This window comes from Flavobacterium sp. KBS0721, assembly GCF_002007065.3.
Taxonomy (GTDB): Bacteria; Bacteroidota; Bacteroidia; order Flavobacteriales; family Flavobacteriaceae; genus Flavobacterium; species Flavobacterium piscis.
This window is the reverse complement of sequence record NZ_CP042170.1, coordinates 4,938,887-4,958,136: the sequence shown is the minus strand read 5'-3', so window position 1 is coordinate 4,958,136 and position 19,250 is coordinate 4,938,887. Positions and strand designations below refer to the sequence as shown.

General features: G+C 36.1%; 9 protein-coding genes. All 9 read left to right on the top strand.

Annotated features, from left to right (window positions below; translation table 11 throughout):
• The first annotated feature begins 449 nt into the window (after positions 1-449).
• The 9 genes from B0M43_RS20705 to B0M43_RS20665 all read left to right on the top strand — a co-directional run bounded on the left by B0M43_RS20705 (position 450) and on the right by B0M43_RS20665 (position 19,234).
• Positions 450-3,776: a SusC/RagA family TonB-linked outer membrane protein gene (locus tag B0M43_RS20705; RefSeq protein WP_078005217.1), complete on the top strand. Its 3,327-nt coding sequence runs from the start codon at positions 450-452 to the stop codon at positions 3,774-3,776.
• An 11-nt stretch (positions 3,777-3,787) separates the two neighbouring features.
• Positions 3,788-5,770, top strand: a complete 1,983-nt coding sequence (locus B0M43_RS20700; protein WP_065448826.1) for a RagB/SusD family nutrient uptake outer membrane protein — start codon at positions 3,788-3,790, stop codon at positions 5,768-5,770.
• 424 nt (positions 5,771-6,194) lie between these two features.
• Positions 6,195-10,073: a glycosyl hydrolase gene (locus B0M43_RS20695; RefSeq protein WP_078005216.1), complete on the top strand. Its 3,879-nt coding sequence runs from the start codon at positions 6,195-6,197 to the stop codon at positions 10,071-10,073.
• 130 nt (positions 10,074-10,203) lie between these two features.
• A complete protein-coding gene (locus B0M43_RS20690) occupies positions 10,204-11,058 on the top strand; it encodes a family 16 glycosylhydrolase (protein WP_078005215.1) in 855 nt (284 codons plus the stop codon).
• A gap of 1 nt (position 11,059) precedes the next feature.
• The gene (locus B0M43_RS20685; RefSeq protein ID WP_078005214.1) at positions 11,060-12,193 is read left to right on the top strand and encodes a glycoside hydrolase family 43 protein; all 1,134 of its coding nucleotides are present in this window, start codon (positions 11,060-11,062) and stop codon (positions 12,191-12,193) included.
• Between the two features lie 408 nt (positions 12,194-12,601).
• Entirely contained in the window at positions 12,602-13,627 is a 1,026-nt protein-coding gene (locus B0M43_RS20680) for a glycoside hydrolase family 43 protein (RefSeq protein WP_246860157.1), read from the top strand.
• Positions 13,628-13,775: 148 nt separating this feature from the next.
• Positions 13,776-16,208, top strand: a complete 2,433-nt coding sequence (locus B0M43_RS20675; protein ID WP_078005213.1) for a sugar-binding domain-containing protein — start codon at positions 13,776-13,778, stop codon at positions 16,206-16,208.
• A 34-nt stretch (positions 16,209-16,242) separates the two neighbouring features.
• Entirely contained in the window at positions 16,243-18,258 is a 2,016-nt protein-coding gene (locus tag B0M43_RS20670) for a DUF2264 domain-containing protein (protein WP_078005212.1), read from the top strand.
• Between the two features lie 433 nt (positions 18,259-18,691).
• Positions 18,692-19,234: an RNA polymerase sigma factor gene (locus tag B0M43_RS20665; RefSeq protein ID WP_065448819.1), complete on the top strand. Its 543-nt coding sequence runs from the start codon at positions 18,692-18,694 to the stop codon at positions 19,232-19,234.
• Positions 19,235-19,250 lie beyond the last annotated feature (16 nt).

Here is a 19,250-nt window from a genome sequence, read left to right as displayed (position 1 = left end):
AGCGCAGCATGCTGAATTTTTCATAGCGTTTCACATAAGTCAACCTATTTCTTTGTGAAACTCTGTGAAATCTTTGTGTATCTCTGTGGTACAACTTTGTGCATCTCTGTGGTAAAAATGTACTCAAAGTAAAGAACCTGAAACTTGAAACCCTTCCAATGTTTCTTAATTAATTGCGTATCGTTTATTTTAATTCTTATTTTTTTGCCATACATGTAAAAAATAAGCCTTTTATTTCTGAAAATGCGGATTTGCCCCTTTTATAATGTCGTAATTACCCCCTTTTACTTTTATGTCTTATGCTAGATTTGCAAGGCAGACTACAGAACTACTGCGAGATATTTTTTTACGTAAAAAAAATTTGAAAAATTAAAATGTGAAAAACACACTTAAATGAGTTTTTACAGTCTGTAACTTAACTAATCAATTAACCAAAATTACAACCAAAAATGACAAAATTTATTAGGAAGATTAAGGCTCCTGATTATGTATCTGGATTTGATTTGAAAAAGAAACTTACACTACTTTGTGTTTTGGTTTCATTGTCTCAGGTACATGCTTTCTCTACCGAATCCGGTAGTACAACAGGAACAGAAAAAGTACAGCCACAAAACAGCATCACCGGTCAGGTTAAAGATCACAAGGGGATTCCTCTTCCGGGTGCTTCAGTTGCGGTAAAAGGAACAAAAAAAGGAACTATAACAGATTTTGACGGAAAATTTACACTGACAGCAGATGATAATGCTGTATTAGTAGTATCCTTTGTTGGTTTTGTAACCAAGGAAGTAGCACTAAATGGTAAAACAAATATTAATATCCAACTGGAAGAAAACGCTGCTTCGTTAGATGAGGTAGTGGTAGTAGGATATGGTAAAATGAAGAAAAAGGATTTAACAGGATCAATTGTTCAGGTTAAAGCAGAAGCTTTAGCCAATCAAAACCCGCAAACGGTTCAGGATTTATTGAGAGGAGTTCCCGGTCTAAAAGTAGGTTATTCTGCTGATGCAAAAGGAGGTGGGTCGTTGCAGATTCGTGGACAAACTTCTGTTTATTCTGACGGAGGTCATAACTCACCACTTATTATTTTAGACGGAATGCAATTTTACGGTGAGCTTTCGGAAATTAATCCTGATGATATTGGCCAGATCGATGTCTTGAAAGATGCATCTGCAACAGCAGTATACGGATCTAAAGCAGCAGCCGGAGTTATTGTTATTTCAACGAAAAAAGGAAAAACCGGTAAGCCTGTTATCAATGTTACTACAAATACGACAATTACTACCAAAAGTGCTTATCGCAATGTTTATAATGCAGAAGGATATGTAAAATATCGTCAGGATTGGGAAACTGCTAAAACTTACGGAACAAATACAACCACCGGAAATTACGAAGCATGGGTAACCGGAACGGCTGCCAATAAAGCGGGCTATTATACAAATCCAAATCAATTAGATCAATATGGTATCACTCAGGCGCAATGGTTGGCTTATCAGCCAGCTGCACAAATACAAGGCAAAAGTCTGAATGAAGTTTGGGGACTTCGCCTTGGAATTACTGATGCGTCGCTCCTGAAGAATTTCACAGATGGAAAAACACACGATTGGTATGGCAGTACTTTTAGAACAGGAATAAATCACGACAATAACTTAAGTGTTTCCGGAGCAAGTGATAAAGTAAATTATTATATGTCTTTGGGTTATTTAACTTCAGAGGGAGCTATTCAGGGTAATGATTATTCTGCAGTTCGTGCCAATATGAAAGTCGATGCTAAAATTACAAGCTGGCTTGAATTTGGAGCAAACGTTAATTTTCAGGATCGTTCAGATGGAGATATATCTGTTGGTACAGGTACGAATTATTGGGATGCAAATATGTTAAGAAACAGCCCGTTTTCTAATTTTACAGAAGCAAATGGTGATTATACAAGACAACCAATGGGACCAACAATTGGAGGTTATAATTATTACTATGACCGACAATTTATGGAACTTGAAAAAGGGTATACAGTATTGAATACCATTTTTAATACAAAGGTAACCTTGCCTTTAGGTATTACTTATTCATTCAATGCTGCGCCACGTTATGAGTTCTTTTACAACCGTTATTTTCAGTCGGCAGGAAATAAAAACCTGAATCCTGTTAACATAGGAGTAGACAGAGGTAATGGTAAAAAGTTTACCTGGAACCTGAACAATACATTAACATGGGATCATACATTTAGTGAGAAACACCATTTTATAGTAACTTTAGTTCAGGAAGCAGAAGACCTAAAAACATGGTCAGATATTGTGTATGCACGTAACATTCAGCCTTCTGATGCCTTAGGATTTCACAATATTGCTAACGCAACTCTTTTGAACAGCTCATTTTCAAGTACAGATACGCATCAGACAGCCGATGGTTTAATGGCGAGACTTTTCTATTCGTTTGATAATCGTTATATGATAACCGCAACGGTACGTCGTGATGGATATTCAGCATTTGGAGCTTCATATCCTTATGCTACTTTCCCTTCTGTTGCATTGGGATGGAACTTTAATCAGGAAAGCTGGTTTCATTGGACTCCTTTAAGCACAGGTAAATTACGTTTGTCCTGGGGTAAAAACGGAAACAGATCGCTTGCAGATCCATACATAGCTTTGGCGAATTTAGGTTCAGGTACAGGAGCAACAATGGGATATATAGATGCTTCAGGAAATATTGTTGATACGAAGTATTTAGCCATTGACCGTATGGCAAATCCTAATTTGCAATGGGAAAAAACAACTGCAACAAATATTGGTCTTGATTTTGGTTTCTTAAAAGATCGTATTACCGGAACTGTAGATCTTTACAGATCAGTTACCAATGATATGATCATGAGTCAGCGTTTGCCAGGTTTCTCCGGATTTGGATCAATTGCAACCAATCTTGGTGAGGTCGAAAATAAAGGGATCGAAATCAGCCTTAATACTTTAAATATAAAAAATCCAAATTTTGAATGGACTACCATGGTTGCTTTTTCATACAATAAGAATAAGATTAATGCATTGTATGGCAATATGGAAGATGTTAAGGATGCCAATGGTAATGTTGTTGGAACAAAAGAGTCAGATGATAAAACAAACGGATGGTTTATTGGAAGACCAATTTCTCAAATATGGGATTATAAAGTAATTGGAATTTGGCAAAAAGATGAAGCTGTAGAAGCTGCAAAATACGGACAGCGTCCTGGGGATCCAAAAGTTGAAAACAGTTATACTGCTGATGATGTGAATGGAAAACCAACTTATAATGAAAAAGACAAACAATTTTTAGGAGAAACTGCGCCACCAATTAACTGGTCATTGCGTAATGAATTTAAATTTTTCAAAAATTGGGATTTGGCAATCAATATGTATGCTTACATGGGACACAAATCGCTTGACGGACGTTATATGAATACGTATAACGATGGTAGTTTATACACCAACAATTACAATCCGTTTGTAAACCCGTACTGGACAATTGATAATCCAACCAATGACTGGGCACGTCTTGATGCAAGAGGGCCTGCAGGAGCCGGAACAGCAAAATTATACGATCGTAGTTTTATTCGTTTAGACAATATTTCGTTGGCCTATTCACTTCCTAAAGATCTTATCGATCGTTTGCATGTTAGAAATTTCAAAATTTATGCTTCGGTTCAGAACGCTGCAACATGGTCAGCCAATGATCAATGGAAATATTATGGTGACCCGGAAACAGGAGGGCTTGCTACGCGAATGTTTAATTTAGGATTTAACGTTTCACTTTAAAATTATCAATAATGAAAACTTATATAAAAAATAAAATTTTAATACTTGCACCTTTAGCAGTGGCTTCTGCTCTTTTGGTTTCTTGTTCTAAGGATTTTCTGGATCCGGATCCGCTTTCGTTTTACGAACCAGAAACTACATTTCAGACTGAATCAGGATTGCAGGCGACTTTAGCGATTGCCGATAAAGGTTTGCGTAATAATTACATTCACTATAATGCTGCGTCAAACAGCGTGCCTATCGGTACGGAATATGTTTTTTCTGATATGGCGAAATATGGAAAAACGGATAATAGCAGTACTATTTCTGATTTTGCTAATACCATAGTGCCAACCGGAAGTTTTAAAACAGCAACAAACGATGATTTTTATCTTGGGTTTTATTGGGATGAAGGTTATAACGGAATTAAATACGCGAATACTGTATTAACTTACATTGATAATGTGACCAGTTTATCAGAAGAAGTAAAACGTAAATATATTGGCCAGGCCTATTTTCACAGAGCATACCGTTATCTTAATTTAGTATATCAATTTGGAGATATACCATTGATTACTAAGATTTTGCAGGTTCCAAAACAAAGTTATTATTCTACTAAAAAAGAAGCTATCATCGAAATGATTACAGCAGATATGGAGAAAGCTGTAGAATGGGTACCGGAGCAGTCAAAACTGGCTTATGTAGGTTTAGTAAATAAAGGGGCATGCCGCCAGTTGCTAATTAAATGTTACCTGGCTTCAGGAAGATTTAAAGAAGCAGAAACACAGGCTGATTTACTAATTAATCAATCAGGTTATTCTTTAATGCAGGGATCTTTTGGAACTTTTGATCCGGGTGGAAATCCAACAACATGGGCGATAAACAGAAACGTGATTTGGGATTTACACCGACCAGAAAATAAGGTGATTGCCGGTAACAGAGAAGCCATTATGGTGATGCCAAATGGTGGAGTACAATCATTTTTACCGTTTGCTTCGATGAGAATTTTTGGTCCTAACTGGAATTCCGGTACGCTTACTACTCCTGATGGTAAACAGGGGGCAAATCGTTTTGCTTCAAACAATGCAAATTACCAGGCGAAGTATGATTATGCAAGAGCCCTTGGACGTGGTATTGGAACAATTAGTGCTTCTTATTATTCGCAACATCCTATGTGGGTTGTAAATGGTATCGAGGACAAACAGGATCTCAGACATAATAGCGCTGTTGGTAACTGGGTAAATATGGAAGATCTTAAATACAGTGATAAAACTTCTGCATACTACCAGCAAAATTTTAGAATGAAAGAAGGCAATACGCAATTGTCAAAAGATACGCTTCGTGAATGGTTTGATTTTCCGTTGTATAAAATATATCTGCATGATGTTGTAAATGAAACCAATCCAAATGCAACTGATTTTCAGGGAGCAAGTACAGGCGGTAAAGCGCACTGGTATTTATATCGTTTGGCCGAGACATATCTGCTAAGAGCCGAAGCACGATTTTATCAGGGTAATGTTGGTGGAGCAACTCAGGATGTAAATGTTATCAGAGCCAGAGCCGGAGCTTCGCAAATGTACGGGCAGGTAACTATTGGTGATATTGCTGCCGAAAGAGGGAGAGAACTTTATCTGGAAGAATGGAGAAATGTCGAGCTAAAACGTATTTCGCACTGTCTTGCCCTTAGCGGACAACCAGACGAATGGGGTCAGACCTACAGCAAAACCAATTGGGATAAACAGTCAGGAACTGATGCAGCCGGCGGAAGTTATTGGTACCAGCGTATTTCACATTATACCCTTTACAACAAACATCAGAGTGGAATTGTTGTACCAAACGGAACTAAGTTTTATACTATGGACAAACGTAATAACTACTGGCCAATTCCAAATAGTGCTATAACGGCTAATATTAAAGGAAAACTAAGTCAGAATTACGGTTATGATGGTTACGATCCTAATGTTAAGGTTTGGGATAAATGGCAGGATGCTGTTGCAGATGAAACTCAAATTTAATGATACACAATTAAAAAAAAACAGCTAAGACTGCAGTAATCTGATTGTTTTATTTTACTGCAGCTAAAGCGATGTTCTTTACATATTTTACGCCTTTTAATAGTGTTTTTTAGCAGTGTTGATTACTACAGTATTATCCCTTAAGTGGTTAGAGGGGATAATACTTGTAGTTATCGTTTTCATTTCACATAAAAACCAGTTCAAAATATATTGTGATCCTATCACTTTGTAACTAACCACTTATACCTTTTAAACTCCATAATACATTTAAAATAATACCTGTTAATAATAGCAGAAGAAATAGTGTAATACTTCTTTAAATTCAACTCAGAAGAAGCACAATTTCTTAGCAAATAATTTTGTCGGTTACCAATGAAAGCATGAAACAAAAATTTTAAAATAATTTTTATAACAAATATTTCATATGAAAAAACTATACATATTTTTATTATTCTGGTTATCGGTCTTTGTATTCAATATACAGGCACAGGCGCCTAATCTGCCGGTAAAAGCAAATTTAGCCACCACATTAAACGGTTCTAAAACTTTTACAAATGCAGTGACTTCAGATGTCTTATCATTTCCACTATCCAGTCAAACGGAATTTACCTTAGAAGTTAAAGCCAGAATTAATGCCGCTGTAGGCAGGGGTTTAGATGTTGAGGTTAAAAATGCAATAGGACTTGGGTTTAGAACCTCTTTGGATAAAACAACTTTCAATGCTACTACAATTTTATCATCACCTGAAAATATAAGTACTTCTGTAGATAATGCTCAGGAACAAACGTACCGATATGCCATAAAAAACGGTGTGGCAAATATTTATCAGGACGGACATTATTTAACGTCTAAAACACTTGATTTTTTAAATGATAATTCAGGCACAACAATAGCATATGGTGCCGATAATCTATTGGGAAGATGGTCTGGAATAACAGGAAATAATTCAGGGAAACCGAACGATTATGGCTGGGCAAGTACTTCTACGGCACTTCCGTGGAATACTGCAAATTCAACCTCTGGCGTACGATATCTGGATGTAACTTCCGGACATACATTTGAATCTGATAATTCAGTTTTCAGCGGAAGAATCATGTACATTCGTTGGGATAATGCCAGTTATTCAGCTGCAACCTATAGTTTTCCTGTAAAATTAGAACAAGGTTTGCGATATGAATTTTCATGGATTTACGAATACATTTCGAATGCTGCTCCTGGTGCCAAATTAAATGTAGCAATAGCATCAGGCGCTGACGGATCTGGTGTTATTGCTTCTAAAACATTTACAACGGGCAATGCCAATAAATTACGAAAAGGCGATTTATCTTTTGTTTCCAATTTTGATGGCAATTATTACCTGACCATCACCGGTGATTACGGATTAATGGCCATCGCCGATTTGAAATTGAAATCTTCCAACATAATCAATACATGGGACGGTTATTTTAATGATAACGCCGGAACTCCTGCTGCTTACGCGTGGACAAATGTTACAGCTCCAACCATTTTTAATACAGCCAACAGCACCAGCGGAACACGATTTATGGATGTAACTTCCGGTCATACTTTCGAATCTGATGCGACTAATTTTTCGGGAAGATTACTCTATATGAGATGGGATACAACGGCACTTCAAAATTCGGTATATTCTTTTCCGGTTTCCCTGGAAGCTTCAAAAGGATATCAATTTTCCTGGATCTATGAGTACATTTCTAATTTAAGCCCCGGTGCTGCAATAAGTGTAGCTATTTCTACAGCAGCTAATGGCGGAGGAACAATTGTGGCGTCTAAAAATTTTGTAACAGGCACTGCTAATGCATTACGAAAAGGCGATTTGTTATTTCAGTCTCAAAGTGCCGGAACGTATTACATCAATATCACCGGAGCCAAAGCACTTTTTGGAATAGGAGATCTAAAAGTTCAGGAACAGCAGACAGCCAATATTGTTATTGGTAAAAATTATGCAACCGGAGCTGTTGATATGGCTATTACATCAGTCACTTTTGAGAATGTGGCATATGCACCGGAGAAAGTTATTAGCCCTTCGTTGCAAACAAAAGAGATTACAGGCAACGCAACTGTTGCAGCTTACACAAAATCAAAAGTAATTTTAAACGGATCAGCATCTTTGTATGTAAAAAACGGATACAATCCTTTAATCAATTCAACAGTAAATTTGAACTCAGCCGATGCGCGTTTGTATTTCGAAAATGTAAAACCAAGCGAGGTTATTAGTTCGCAGTTACAGTATGTTTCGATCAACGGAGTTTTGGCAGGTAATGGAACAAACGCAAATGTTACCAATTATGGGTCGGGAGCTGTTGTATCAACGTATTCAGTGGATTATCAGCCTTTACAGGTTTTTACCGACGAGAATTTTGCCGGATCATCCCAACAATATAGTACTGTAACACCATTTGATAATTTAGGATCTTTTGATAATGCTATTAAATCATTCAAACTAAAAAAAGGATACATGGCAACTTTTGCGACAAGTGCAGACGGATCCGGATACAGCAGGCTTTATATAGCAGAAAATGAAGATCTTGAAGTTGCGGTTTTACCCCTTAATTTAAAAAGTACAATTTCGTTTGTTAGAACAATGAAATGGCACCAGGTCAATAAAAAAGGACTTGCCGGCGGAAGTACAGAAGCTATAAATGCCAGCAATATTACCTGGTATTACAATTGGAATACCGGAATGGATACTACACCAAATGTAGAATATGTACCAATTCGTCAAACCCAATGGTGGCCTTCCTTTACACCAGCTTATACAAAAGATGGTTATACTCATTTATTAGGATTTAACGAACCAGATCGTCCTGATCAGGCAAATATGACAGTTGAAGCTGCAATAAGTTCCTGGCCAGCTCTTTTGAAATCAGGATTAAGAGTAGGATCTCCGGCAACATCAGATCCGTTTAATCCGTGGATGGCTAATTTTATGACACAGGCAGAAGCCAATAATTATCGAATTGATTATGTCGCACTTCATTGTTACTGGTATAAAACTGCCGCACAATGGAAAAGTGATTTACAGAACATTTATGATAAATACCACAGACCCATCTGGATTACAGAATGGAATGTAGGTGCAAACTGGACAGGTAACAATTTTCCTGACGGACCTGTTTTACTTACAGATGCAAATGCTATTAAGCATAAAAATGATCTGGCAGCAGTATTAAATGTGCTTGAAACGACTGATTATATCGAGCGTTATTCGATATACAACTGGGTACAGGATTCAAGAGCAATGTATGTAACAATAGATGATGCTTTTAAAACCAGAAATCCAAACTGGCAAAATTATGTATGGCTTCAAACAGCGCCGGTTATTTCCAGCACCGCTACAAGTTACACCGTACTAACGCCGGCAGGAGAATATTATGCTAAAAATGCATCGGCGAAAGCCTATAGTTCAGGTAAAGAATACATTCCGTTATGGAAAACGAAAGTAGAAACGCTGAGTTATACGCTGTCATCAGATTATAAAAATATTACCGTAAAATGGACCGGAAGTAATCAGGAATTGGTCAACAAATATATTTTAGAAAGAAAGCTAACTGGCGAAAGCGCATTTTCAGTTTTTTATGAATCAACAAATTACAATGTTCTTGAAAAAACAGATCAGGTTCGTAGTCACGCAGAATACAGAATTAAAGTAGTAGGCAAAGACAATGTCGAGTCAGCTTACTCCGCTATTTTGGTTTATGATCAGCCTGCTATTCCGGCAATTCCAACCAATTTTCAGGGAGAAGCAATATCAACATCAGCCATCAACTTAAAATGGTCGGTAGTTGCAGATGCAGCATCTTATAAAATAAAAAGAGCAACAACAGTAAACGGTACTTACGAAAGTATAGGGGAATATGTAAAAGACACTATTTTCAGCGATACAAATTTAGAAGCAAACAAAGATTACTTCTACAAAATAGCATCAGAAAATGCCGGGGGCGAAAGTCAGTATTCGTCGGCTTTACAGGTTAAAACACAAGCAACGCTAAGTACGTTTATGGCCAAAAATGCTTTGACTTTAAATGCTTCAGAAGGAGATTTGGCAGGTGCTATTAGCGCGTTTCCAAATCCTACCAATGGTCAGTTTGATGTTTTTTTACCAACCATTGAAACTACCGTTGCAATTGCAATTTATACCTCAGATTCAAAATTAATTTCGAGATCAAATTATGCAATTGAAAATGGAAAAGTGCATCTGAATATCGAAAATCAGCCTCGCGGAATTTATCTGGTTAAGATTCAGTCGCATCCGGATGCCGCAATCAGAATCATTAAAAAATAAAATTTGCAGACAAAACAAAAAAGTATTGGTTTTTTAGTTTAGTAGTGATGAGGGATCTTTCGGGATCCCTTATTTAAAATGTTTGGACTGAGTTCAATATTAATTTTAGATAAAAATAAACAGAGTAAAAATGAGATTTATTGGTAAGTTTTTGGTGTTAGGTATTGTTCTGATACTGATTTTTGGTTTCGTCACCCGCAAACCGAAATCTTCAAAATATGAAGATTATAAGTTGGTTTGGGCAGATGAATTTAATAAAAATGGTCCTCCGGATGAAAAGAACTGGAATTACGAAACAGGTTTTGTGAGAAATCAGGAAAATCAATGGTATCAAAAAGAAAATGCCTTTTGCAAAGATGGTTTTTTGATTATTGAAGCCAGAAATGCAAACAGACCCAATCCCAATTTTGTGGCTAAAAACCATAAGGATTTTGCCAAAAACAGAGATTCGATAAAAGTTACCTCTTCTTGTTTGATTACCCGCGGAAAACATTCCTGGCAATACGGAAGATTCGAAATGCGTGCCAAGATCCCAACCGGAAAAGGAATGTGGCCGGCTTTCTGGAGTTTGGGTATAAAAGGCAACTGGCCTGCCAATGGCGAAAGTGATATCATGGAATATTATACAGGAAAAATATTAGCCAATGCCGCATGGAAATCAAACGACGCGCATACAGCCTGGGACGCCGAAGCAGTAAAACTCACAGACTTTAAAGATAATTCCTGGGCAAACCAATTTCATGTCTGGAAAATGGATTGGGATGCAAAGTCAATTAAATTATATGTAGATGATCAGTTATTAAATGAGATTACTATCGACAAAACCATAAATACGCCGGATCAAACTATAATCCCGTTTCGGCAGCCTCATTATCTGTTAGTAAATCTGGCTGTAGGAGGAATAAATGGTGGGGAATTTACCAGTGCAGATCTTCCGTCAAAATACATTATAGATTATATAAGGGTTTATCAAAAAAAGAAATAAAATGAGATTAAGATTAAAATTTTCGATAATTATAAGTTTTGTATGTTCTTTTGTTTTTTCGCAGAACAATTCTTTTGTTCCGGGAAAACAGTGGAAAGATACAGATGGCGTACATATTAATGCCCACGGAGGCGGTATCCTTTTTATTGACGGCATGTATTATTGGTACGGAGAATACAAAACCTCAGGCCGTGCAGGAAATGTATCTTTAGAAGGAATCAGCTGTTATACCTCAAAAGATTTGTACAATTGGCATAATGAAGGTATTGTGCTAAAAGTAGAGCAGGATAGTAATTCTGAAATTACAAAAGGCTGTGTGATGGAACGTCCAAAAGTTATTTTTAATAAAAAAACCGGTAAATATGTTATGTGGTTTCATTTAGAGCTGAAAGGGCAGGGGTATAATGCTGCCAAAGCCGCTGTTGCGATAAGTGATTCTCCAAAAGGACCTTTTAAATTTAAAAAATCCTACCGCCCAAATAAAGGGGTTTGGCCAATAGATTTTAAGGATGAATTTAAAATACCGGGAAATAATGAAGCTGCATTGAAATCCTGGAGCCCGCAATGGCTGACGGCAATCAAAAACGGAATGCTGGTTCGCAAGGATTTTGATAAAGGACAAATGTCGAGAGACATGACGGTGTATGTTGATGATGATGAGAAAGCCTACCTTATTCATTCTTCGGAAGAAAACCTGACACTTCATATTTCAGAACTTACAGATGATTATTTAGATTTTACAGAAAAATGGACAAGAGTGGCACCGGCCGGACATAATGAAGCCCCCGCCATTTTTAAAAAAGACGGTGTTTATTATATGATTACTTCCGGCTGTACGGGCTGGGAACCCAATGAAGCGCGTTCTTTTTCGGCCAAATCTATTTGGGGACCTTGGGAATCTTTAGGAAATCCGGGTGTGGGTAAAGATGCGTCACTGACCTTTCATTCGCAAAGCACTTATATTCTTCCTGTTCCGGGCAAAAAAGATCAGTTTATTTTTATGGCCGACCGTTGGAAACCGGAAAACGCAATTGAAGGAAGTTATGTTTGGCTGCCGATATCTTTTAGTAATGGGAAACCGGTTTTGAAATGGTTTGATCAATGGAGTTTGGCTTCTTTTACAGAAAATCAATAAAATAATATATTAATAAGCAACCAGTTAGGTGTAATTCGTAAAAAATAATTAAACACATAGAAGCATAGATTTCATGATTTTTGGAAAAAAGTAATCAAAAAGAAACACGTTTCTCACACATAGTCCTGATAGCTATTACCATCTGTACAGAAGTACAAAAAATAAACACGAATTTCACTAATTGCCACTAATTAGTTTGTGAAATTCGTGTTTAAAATTGACTTATAATATTGTGTCCAGACGGTAGGACAGCGATCGGGATGGATTGATGAAAGTGAAACGCCTTTTTTGAGTTCAATAATCTATGTTATTATGTGTTATAAATAATTACACCCAACAGGTTATAAGTATTTCTAAAGTAATAAATTAGGTCTTGTAAACAGGCACAATATTTTTAAAGTTATGAAAATGAAAACAAAGCAAAATTATTTGAAACAGAAAGCACTTCTTGTTTTTTCTATGTGTATGTGTTTTTTATATTTTTCAACGGTGCATGCCCAGAAAAAGAGACCTGTAAAAGAAGCTGTTCCTTTATACTCTATACGATTGAGCGATCCTGCTATTTTAGCAGACAGTAAAACCAATATGTATTATATGACCGGTACAGGCGGTTTGCTTTGGAAAAGCAAAGATTTAAAATCATGGAATGGTCCTTATGATGTCGCCCAAACAAACCCAAATTCCTGGATGGGAGCAAATCCTATGATTTGGGCAGCAGAACTCCATTTGTATAAAAATAAATATTACTACTTCGCCACTTTTACAAATAAGAAAAAAATAATAGATACAGTTGCCGGCATTCCTATTGAGCGTCGCGCGAGTCATATTTTGGTAAGCAATAATGCTGAGGGACCTTACGTACCAATGAAAGATGATATTTATTTGCCTGCTGATAAACCAACTCTGGATGGAACATTTTGTGTAGATAAAAACGGAAAACCGTATATGATTTATTGTTATGAATGGCTGCAAAACGGTAATGGAACCATGGAAAAAATAGAACTAAAACCGGATTTAAGCGGATCCATTGGAGAAGGAAAATTACTTTTTAAAGCAAGCGATTCTCCCTGGAGCAGAGAAAAAGATGCCAACAATAATGACAAACCAAATAAAGTTACCGATGGACCTTATTTGTTTAACACAGGCTCAGGACGTTTAGGAATGATTTGGACAAGCTGGATTTATGACGTTTATACCCAGGGAGTTGCCTATTCTCAAAGCGGTACTTTAGATGGTCCGTGGATTCAGGAAAAAGATCCTATTACACCACCAAATTTTGGTCATGGTATGTTGTTTAAAACCTTTGAAGGCAAATGGCTAATGTCGGTTCATAGCCATCGAAAGGTGGGTGATAAAACAGTCAGAATTCCTAAGTTATTTGAGGTTGATTTATCGGGAGATAAATTAGTGGTAGTAAAACCTTATTTGCCTTAAGAAACAATCAGAGCAACTTAGCAATATTTATAGTCATAATTTTATATTATAATTGTTATTTTTACACTTATTGTTTTATTTCTATTCAATTAGAAAAAAATAAATAGGTGTGAATGATTTATAATTAACTAAAAACAGTTCGATACTAATGACCGGGATAAAATATTTTAGAAAAACTTTACTATTTATTAATTTATTGTTACTAGGCTGTCTGTCAAATAGCGTAGCTCAGCATAAAAATATCGAACAAAAACAACGTTTCAATGTTGACTGGAAGTTTTCTTTAGGAGACTCTCCAAATAATAGTTTAATGGATTTTGATGATAATAGTTGGAGAAATTTGAATTTACCGCACGATTGGAGTATCGAAGGAAAATCAGAAAAAACTAATGTAAGTGGTGGTGATGGCGGTTTTTATCCAATGGGAATTGGCTGGTATCGAAAAACATTTTCTGTTCCCTCTGAATGGAAAGGGGAGAAAATTTCTATTTATTTTGAAGGTGTTTACATGAATGCTGAGGTATTTATCAATGAAAAATCGATAGGTATTCAGCCTTACGGTTATACTTCTTTTGAATATGATCTTACACCTTATTTAAAATTTGGACAAAAAAATACAATAGCAGTTAAAGTAGATAATTCTCAACAGAAAAATTGTAGATGGTATAGCGGCTCCGGAATATATCGCAATGTATGGCTACTGATAAAAAATCCTGTTCATGTTAAAAATTGGGGCGTTGCCCTTACTACTTTAGAAGTAAAAAACAATATGGCTAAAGTTCAGGCAAAAACTATTGTAAAGAATGAAAGTGCGAGTACACAAAGTATTTTGTTTGAAACAGTCATTGCAGATGCAAAAGGAAAAGAAATTGGAAATTTGGCAAGTAAAATAGCGCTTCAGCCTAATGAAGAAAAAGAAATAATCCAGATTCTAAATGTCAAAAATCCTAAATTATGGTCTGTTGAACAGCCCAATTTATATCAGGCCAAATCAATTATAAAGAAAGAAGGAAAGTCTATTGCAATAAAAACAACTGATTTTGGAATTAGAACAATTGATTTTAGTGCCGAAAACGGTTTTTTATTGAATGGCAAAAAAATAATTTTAAATGGTGGTTGTGTACATCATGACAACGGTGCTTTGGGAGCTGCCGCTTATGATCGTGCAGAAGAGAGAAAAGTAGAATTGCTCAAAGCGGCAGGATTTAATGCGCTGCGAACGTCACATAATCCTCCTTCTGAAGCTTTTCTGGATGCTTGTGACCGATTGGGTATGCTGGTTATAGATGAAGCTTTTGATGGATGGAGAGAGAAAAAAAATACTTACGACTATGCCAGTATTTTTGATAAATTGTGGAAACATGATGTAGAATCTATGGTATTAAGAGATCGCAACCATCCGTCTATAATTATGTGGAGTATTGGTAATGAAATTATTGAAAGATCAAAACCTGAAGCGGTTGAAACAGCAAAAATGCTGGCAAATGCTGTTCGCAGTATAGATGCTACACGTCCCGTAACATCAGCAATGACCACTTGGGATCAGAGTTGGGAAATTTTTGATCCTTTGATGGCAGCTCATGATGTGGCAGGTTATAATTATCAGTTGCATCGTGCAGTATCAGATCATGAAAGGGTGCCTTCGCGTATTATTTTGCAAACCGAATCCTATCCAAAAGATGCTTTTGCTAATTGGAATTTAGTTCAAAAACACAATTATATTTTGGGAGATTTTGTCTGGACAGCAATGGATTATCTAGGCGAATCAGGCATAGGTCGTTACATATATCCCGGTGAACCTTTGGGCGAGCATTGGGAATCGAATTTGTATCCATGGCATGGTGCCTATTGTGGCGATGTAGATTTGATGGGATGGAGAAAACCTATTTCTCATTATCGCAGTATGTTATACAATGACAATGAGAAAATATACATGGCAGTTCGCGAGCCAAATCCTGAAAGTGGACCAATTAAACTTACTTCCTGGGCAGTTTGGCCAACATGGGAAAGCTGGACATGGCCAGGTCATGAAGGAAAAAATATTGAAGTAGAAGTATATTCGAAATATCCAAAAGTACGATTGTATCTCAATGGTAAAAACATGGGAGATAAAGAAACTACTGAATTACAGGAATTTAAAGCAACGTATGTCATTCCGTATGAAAGTGGCGAATTAAAAGCTTTTGGTTTAGAAAACGGTAAAGAAGTTCAAGAGGTTATGCTAAAAACTGCTGGTAAGCCAGCAAAGATTAAATTAGAGGCAGATCGCAAAACAATTACAGCTGATAGTCAGGATTTAGTATATGTAAGTGTTGAAATTACAGATGAAAATGGATTTTTAAATCCAAATGCCGGGAATGAACTTACATTCAAGGTAACCGGTGCAGGAACAATTGCAGGAGTTGATAATGCCAGTTTAAAAGATACTGATTTGTATGTTGGCAATACACGCAAAGCATGGCATGGACGCGCTATGGTAATTATTAAAAGTAATAATGAATCCGGAATTATTAATCTTGAAGTTACTTCTTCGGGATTGAATAAAGCCGTAATCACAATACAATCAACAAAGAAAAAATAAAGTTCAATACAACGAATAACAAAATAATTTAAAAATGAATCATTTAAAAGTTTGGTTTTTTGCCACAATGTTTAGTGTGTCTTTATTTTCGCAGCAAAAAGAAAACACCAATAACATTTTTAAAATTGTTAACCCGGATTACAAGCTGAGTCCTTACACCGGAATGACAAAACAACACTGGAAAGATGCCGGACTCTATTTATTAGAAGGCGCTTTTAGTTACATTCATAATCTGGATGATCCAATGAAGTTCCCGAAACAACCCGGAAAAAGTTATCCTCAGGACGAAAACAGAGTACCAACGGAAAAATTAGAAGGATTGAGCAGAACGTTATTTATTGCTTCTCCGTTGCTGAAAGAAAATCCCAATTTAGTCATCAATAATATCAAAGTGGCCGATTATTACAGACATCAGTTTAGTAAATTAATCGATCCTAAAAGTCCCTCTTATATTACGCCAAGAGCCAAAAACGGAGGGCCAAGCCAGAATTTGGTCGAATACGGAGCGATTGCCATGTCATTGCTTACCAATCCTGAAGTGCTCTGGAAACCATTGCCTCAGGAACAAAAAGACGCATTGGCAAAATCAATGCTCAGTTATGGTGACGGCCCAACGGTATCTTCAAACTGGAAATTCTTCAATATTTTTGTATTGAGTTTTTTCAAAGAGCAAGGTTATGCTGTAAATGAAAAATTGTTAGAAGAATATTTGCAGAAATCCTTAAACGATTATCGTGGCGACGGCTGGTACAACGACAATCCTGCATACGATTATTATAGTATGTGGGGATTTCAGTTGTATGGAGCATTGTGGTCGGAATATTTTGGGAACAAATATTATCCGGAATATGCCGCGAAGTTTAAAAGCAATTTTAGAGATCTTAATGCTAATTATCCTTTAATGTTTAGCCGTAATGGTGAGATGATTATGTTTGGGCGCAGTATTAGTTATCGTATTGCAACCATTGCAGCTTTTCCTTTTATGGGACTTGAAAATGATGCTGCAGTTAATAATGGCTGGTTGCGACGAATTTCTTCCGGGGTTTTAAAACAGTTTCTGGAGCATCCGGAATTCATGAAAGATGATGTACCCACTCTTGGTTTTTACGGAGCATTTGAGCCTGCAGTGCAAGTATATAGCTGCCGGGGAAGTGTGTATTGGATGGGAAAAGCCTTTATGGGACTTTTATTGCCGGACGATAATCCGTTCTGGACCGCAAAAGAAAATGAAGGAGACTGGGAAACCAAATTCAAAAAAGAGGAGGTTTACAATAATTTCCAAAACGGCTCCAAGATTTTAATTACAGATTATCCTGCTATTGGTACTTCAGAAATAAGAGCGTGGTGTCACGAAAAAAAGAAAGACGACTGGCAGGGATTTCGATCAACAGAAAACTATAATAGGTTAGCGTATAACAGTGCTTTTCTCTGGCAGGCTGATGGTGCGAATGGCGAAGTAGCGATGAATTACGTTTTTAAAAATGGAAAACAAGAGTGGGAGCCGCTGCGTTTATTTACTTTTAAAAAATTCGAAGATGGTATTTATTATCGCGATGCTGTTTTAGAAACCAATGCCAAAATACAAATGAATCTGGCTGATATTCCTCTGCCAAACGGTATTTTAAGAGTTGATAAAAATAGTAGTTCTGAAGCCGTTTCTATGCGATTAGGACATTATGCCTTGCCACAATTCGAAAAAGAAATTACAACAACTACAAAAAAAATAGAAGGCAAAACCGTAACCATTATCGATAACGGAAAATACCAATTGGCTATGATTCCGCTTTTAGGCTGGGATAAAACAGAAGTCGTAACAGCGAAAGGTTTACATCCTGAAAGCCAAATAAGTAAAGTAATTGATGTTGCGGATGATTTTAATCCAAACAATAAATCTAGCATTTACGCTACCTTGATGTTGTGGAAAAAGTCAGGAGAGAAGTGGGAGAAAAAGGAGCTAAACCCTATAAAAATTCTTGAACAAACGAATGACACTGTTACAATTCAATTTACTAATGGCATAAAAAAGATAGTTGATTTTAATAAAAAATAATTCTTAGCAAGAGGTGTAAAGGTTTAAAAACAGGCGAATTTACCTGACAAATTCAGGATTCAATTTAACTGGTTTATGCCGAAACCGAATGTTTTTTTTAATTGTAGTGGCTTATAATAAATAGCATTTAAATAATTAACCCATCAAAAAAAATAATCCTGTTTTTTTTTGATGGGTTAATTATTACAAAAACAAGGAAGATTTTCTATTTTGTTTTTGACTGTAAATTTTTCGAAAATTGATTGCTTGTAAATTTTACCGAATTAAAAATAAAATTTGATATTATTGTTAAAAATGTTAAAACAAGTTGCTTTTTCTGATCATTGTTTAAATTCTATTAAAGATTGAAATAATTTTTAAAAATAAATTAATAGAGATGGAAATTATTTAGTTTTGCATAAAGACAAATCTTAAAGGGTTTTATTTTTTCAAAATGGAAAATAAAAAAAGTGATATCAATCTGTGGAAACAAATTAAAAAAGGAGAGGCACAAGCTTATCATACATTATATGATGGCTATGCAGATTTGCTTTTTAGTTTCGGAATGCAGTATACAAATGATGACGCTTTGGTACAGGATGCTATTCACGATGTATTTGTAGAACTGCACCGATATCGAAAAACTCTTTCAGAAAATGTAATTATTAAATCGTATTTATTCAGATCTCTTCAGAATAATATTTTTAAAAAATTAAAATCTCAGACTAAAATAGTTCGGCTTGAAGCTGTTTCAGATAGTATTTATAAAACAGATTCTACCGAAGAAGAACTAATTTACAATGAAACCATTTTTACAAAACACGCAAATTTAGCTGTAGCGCTAAATTCACTCACTCAAAAACAACGTAACGCACTGCATCTTCGTTTTAGTGAAGATCAATCTTATGAAGAAATTTCTTCTACTTTAGAGATCAGTCTGGAATCATGCAGGACCTTAATTTACAGGGCGTTGAAAGAATTACGAAAGAAACTTTAATAAAACTTTAAAAAAA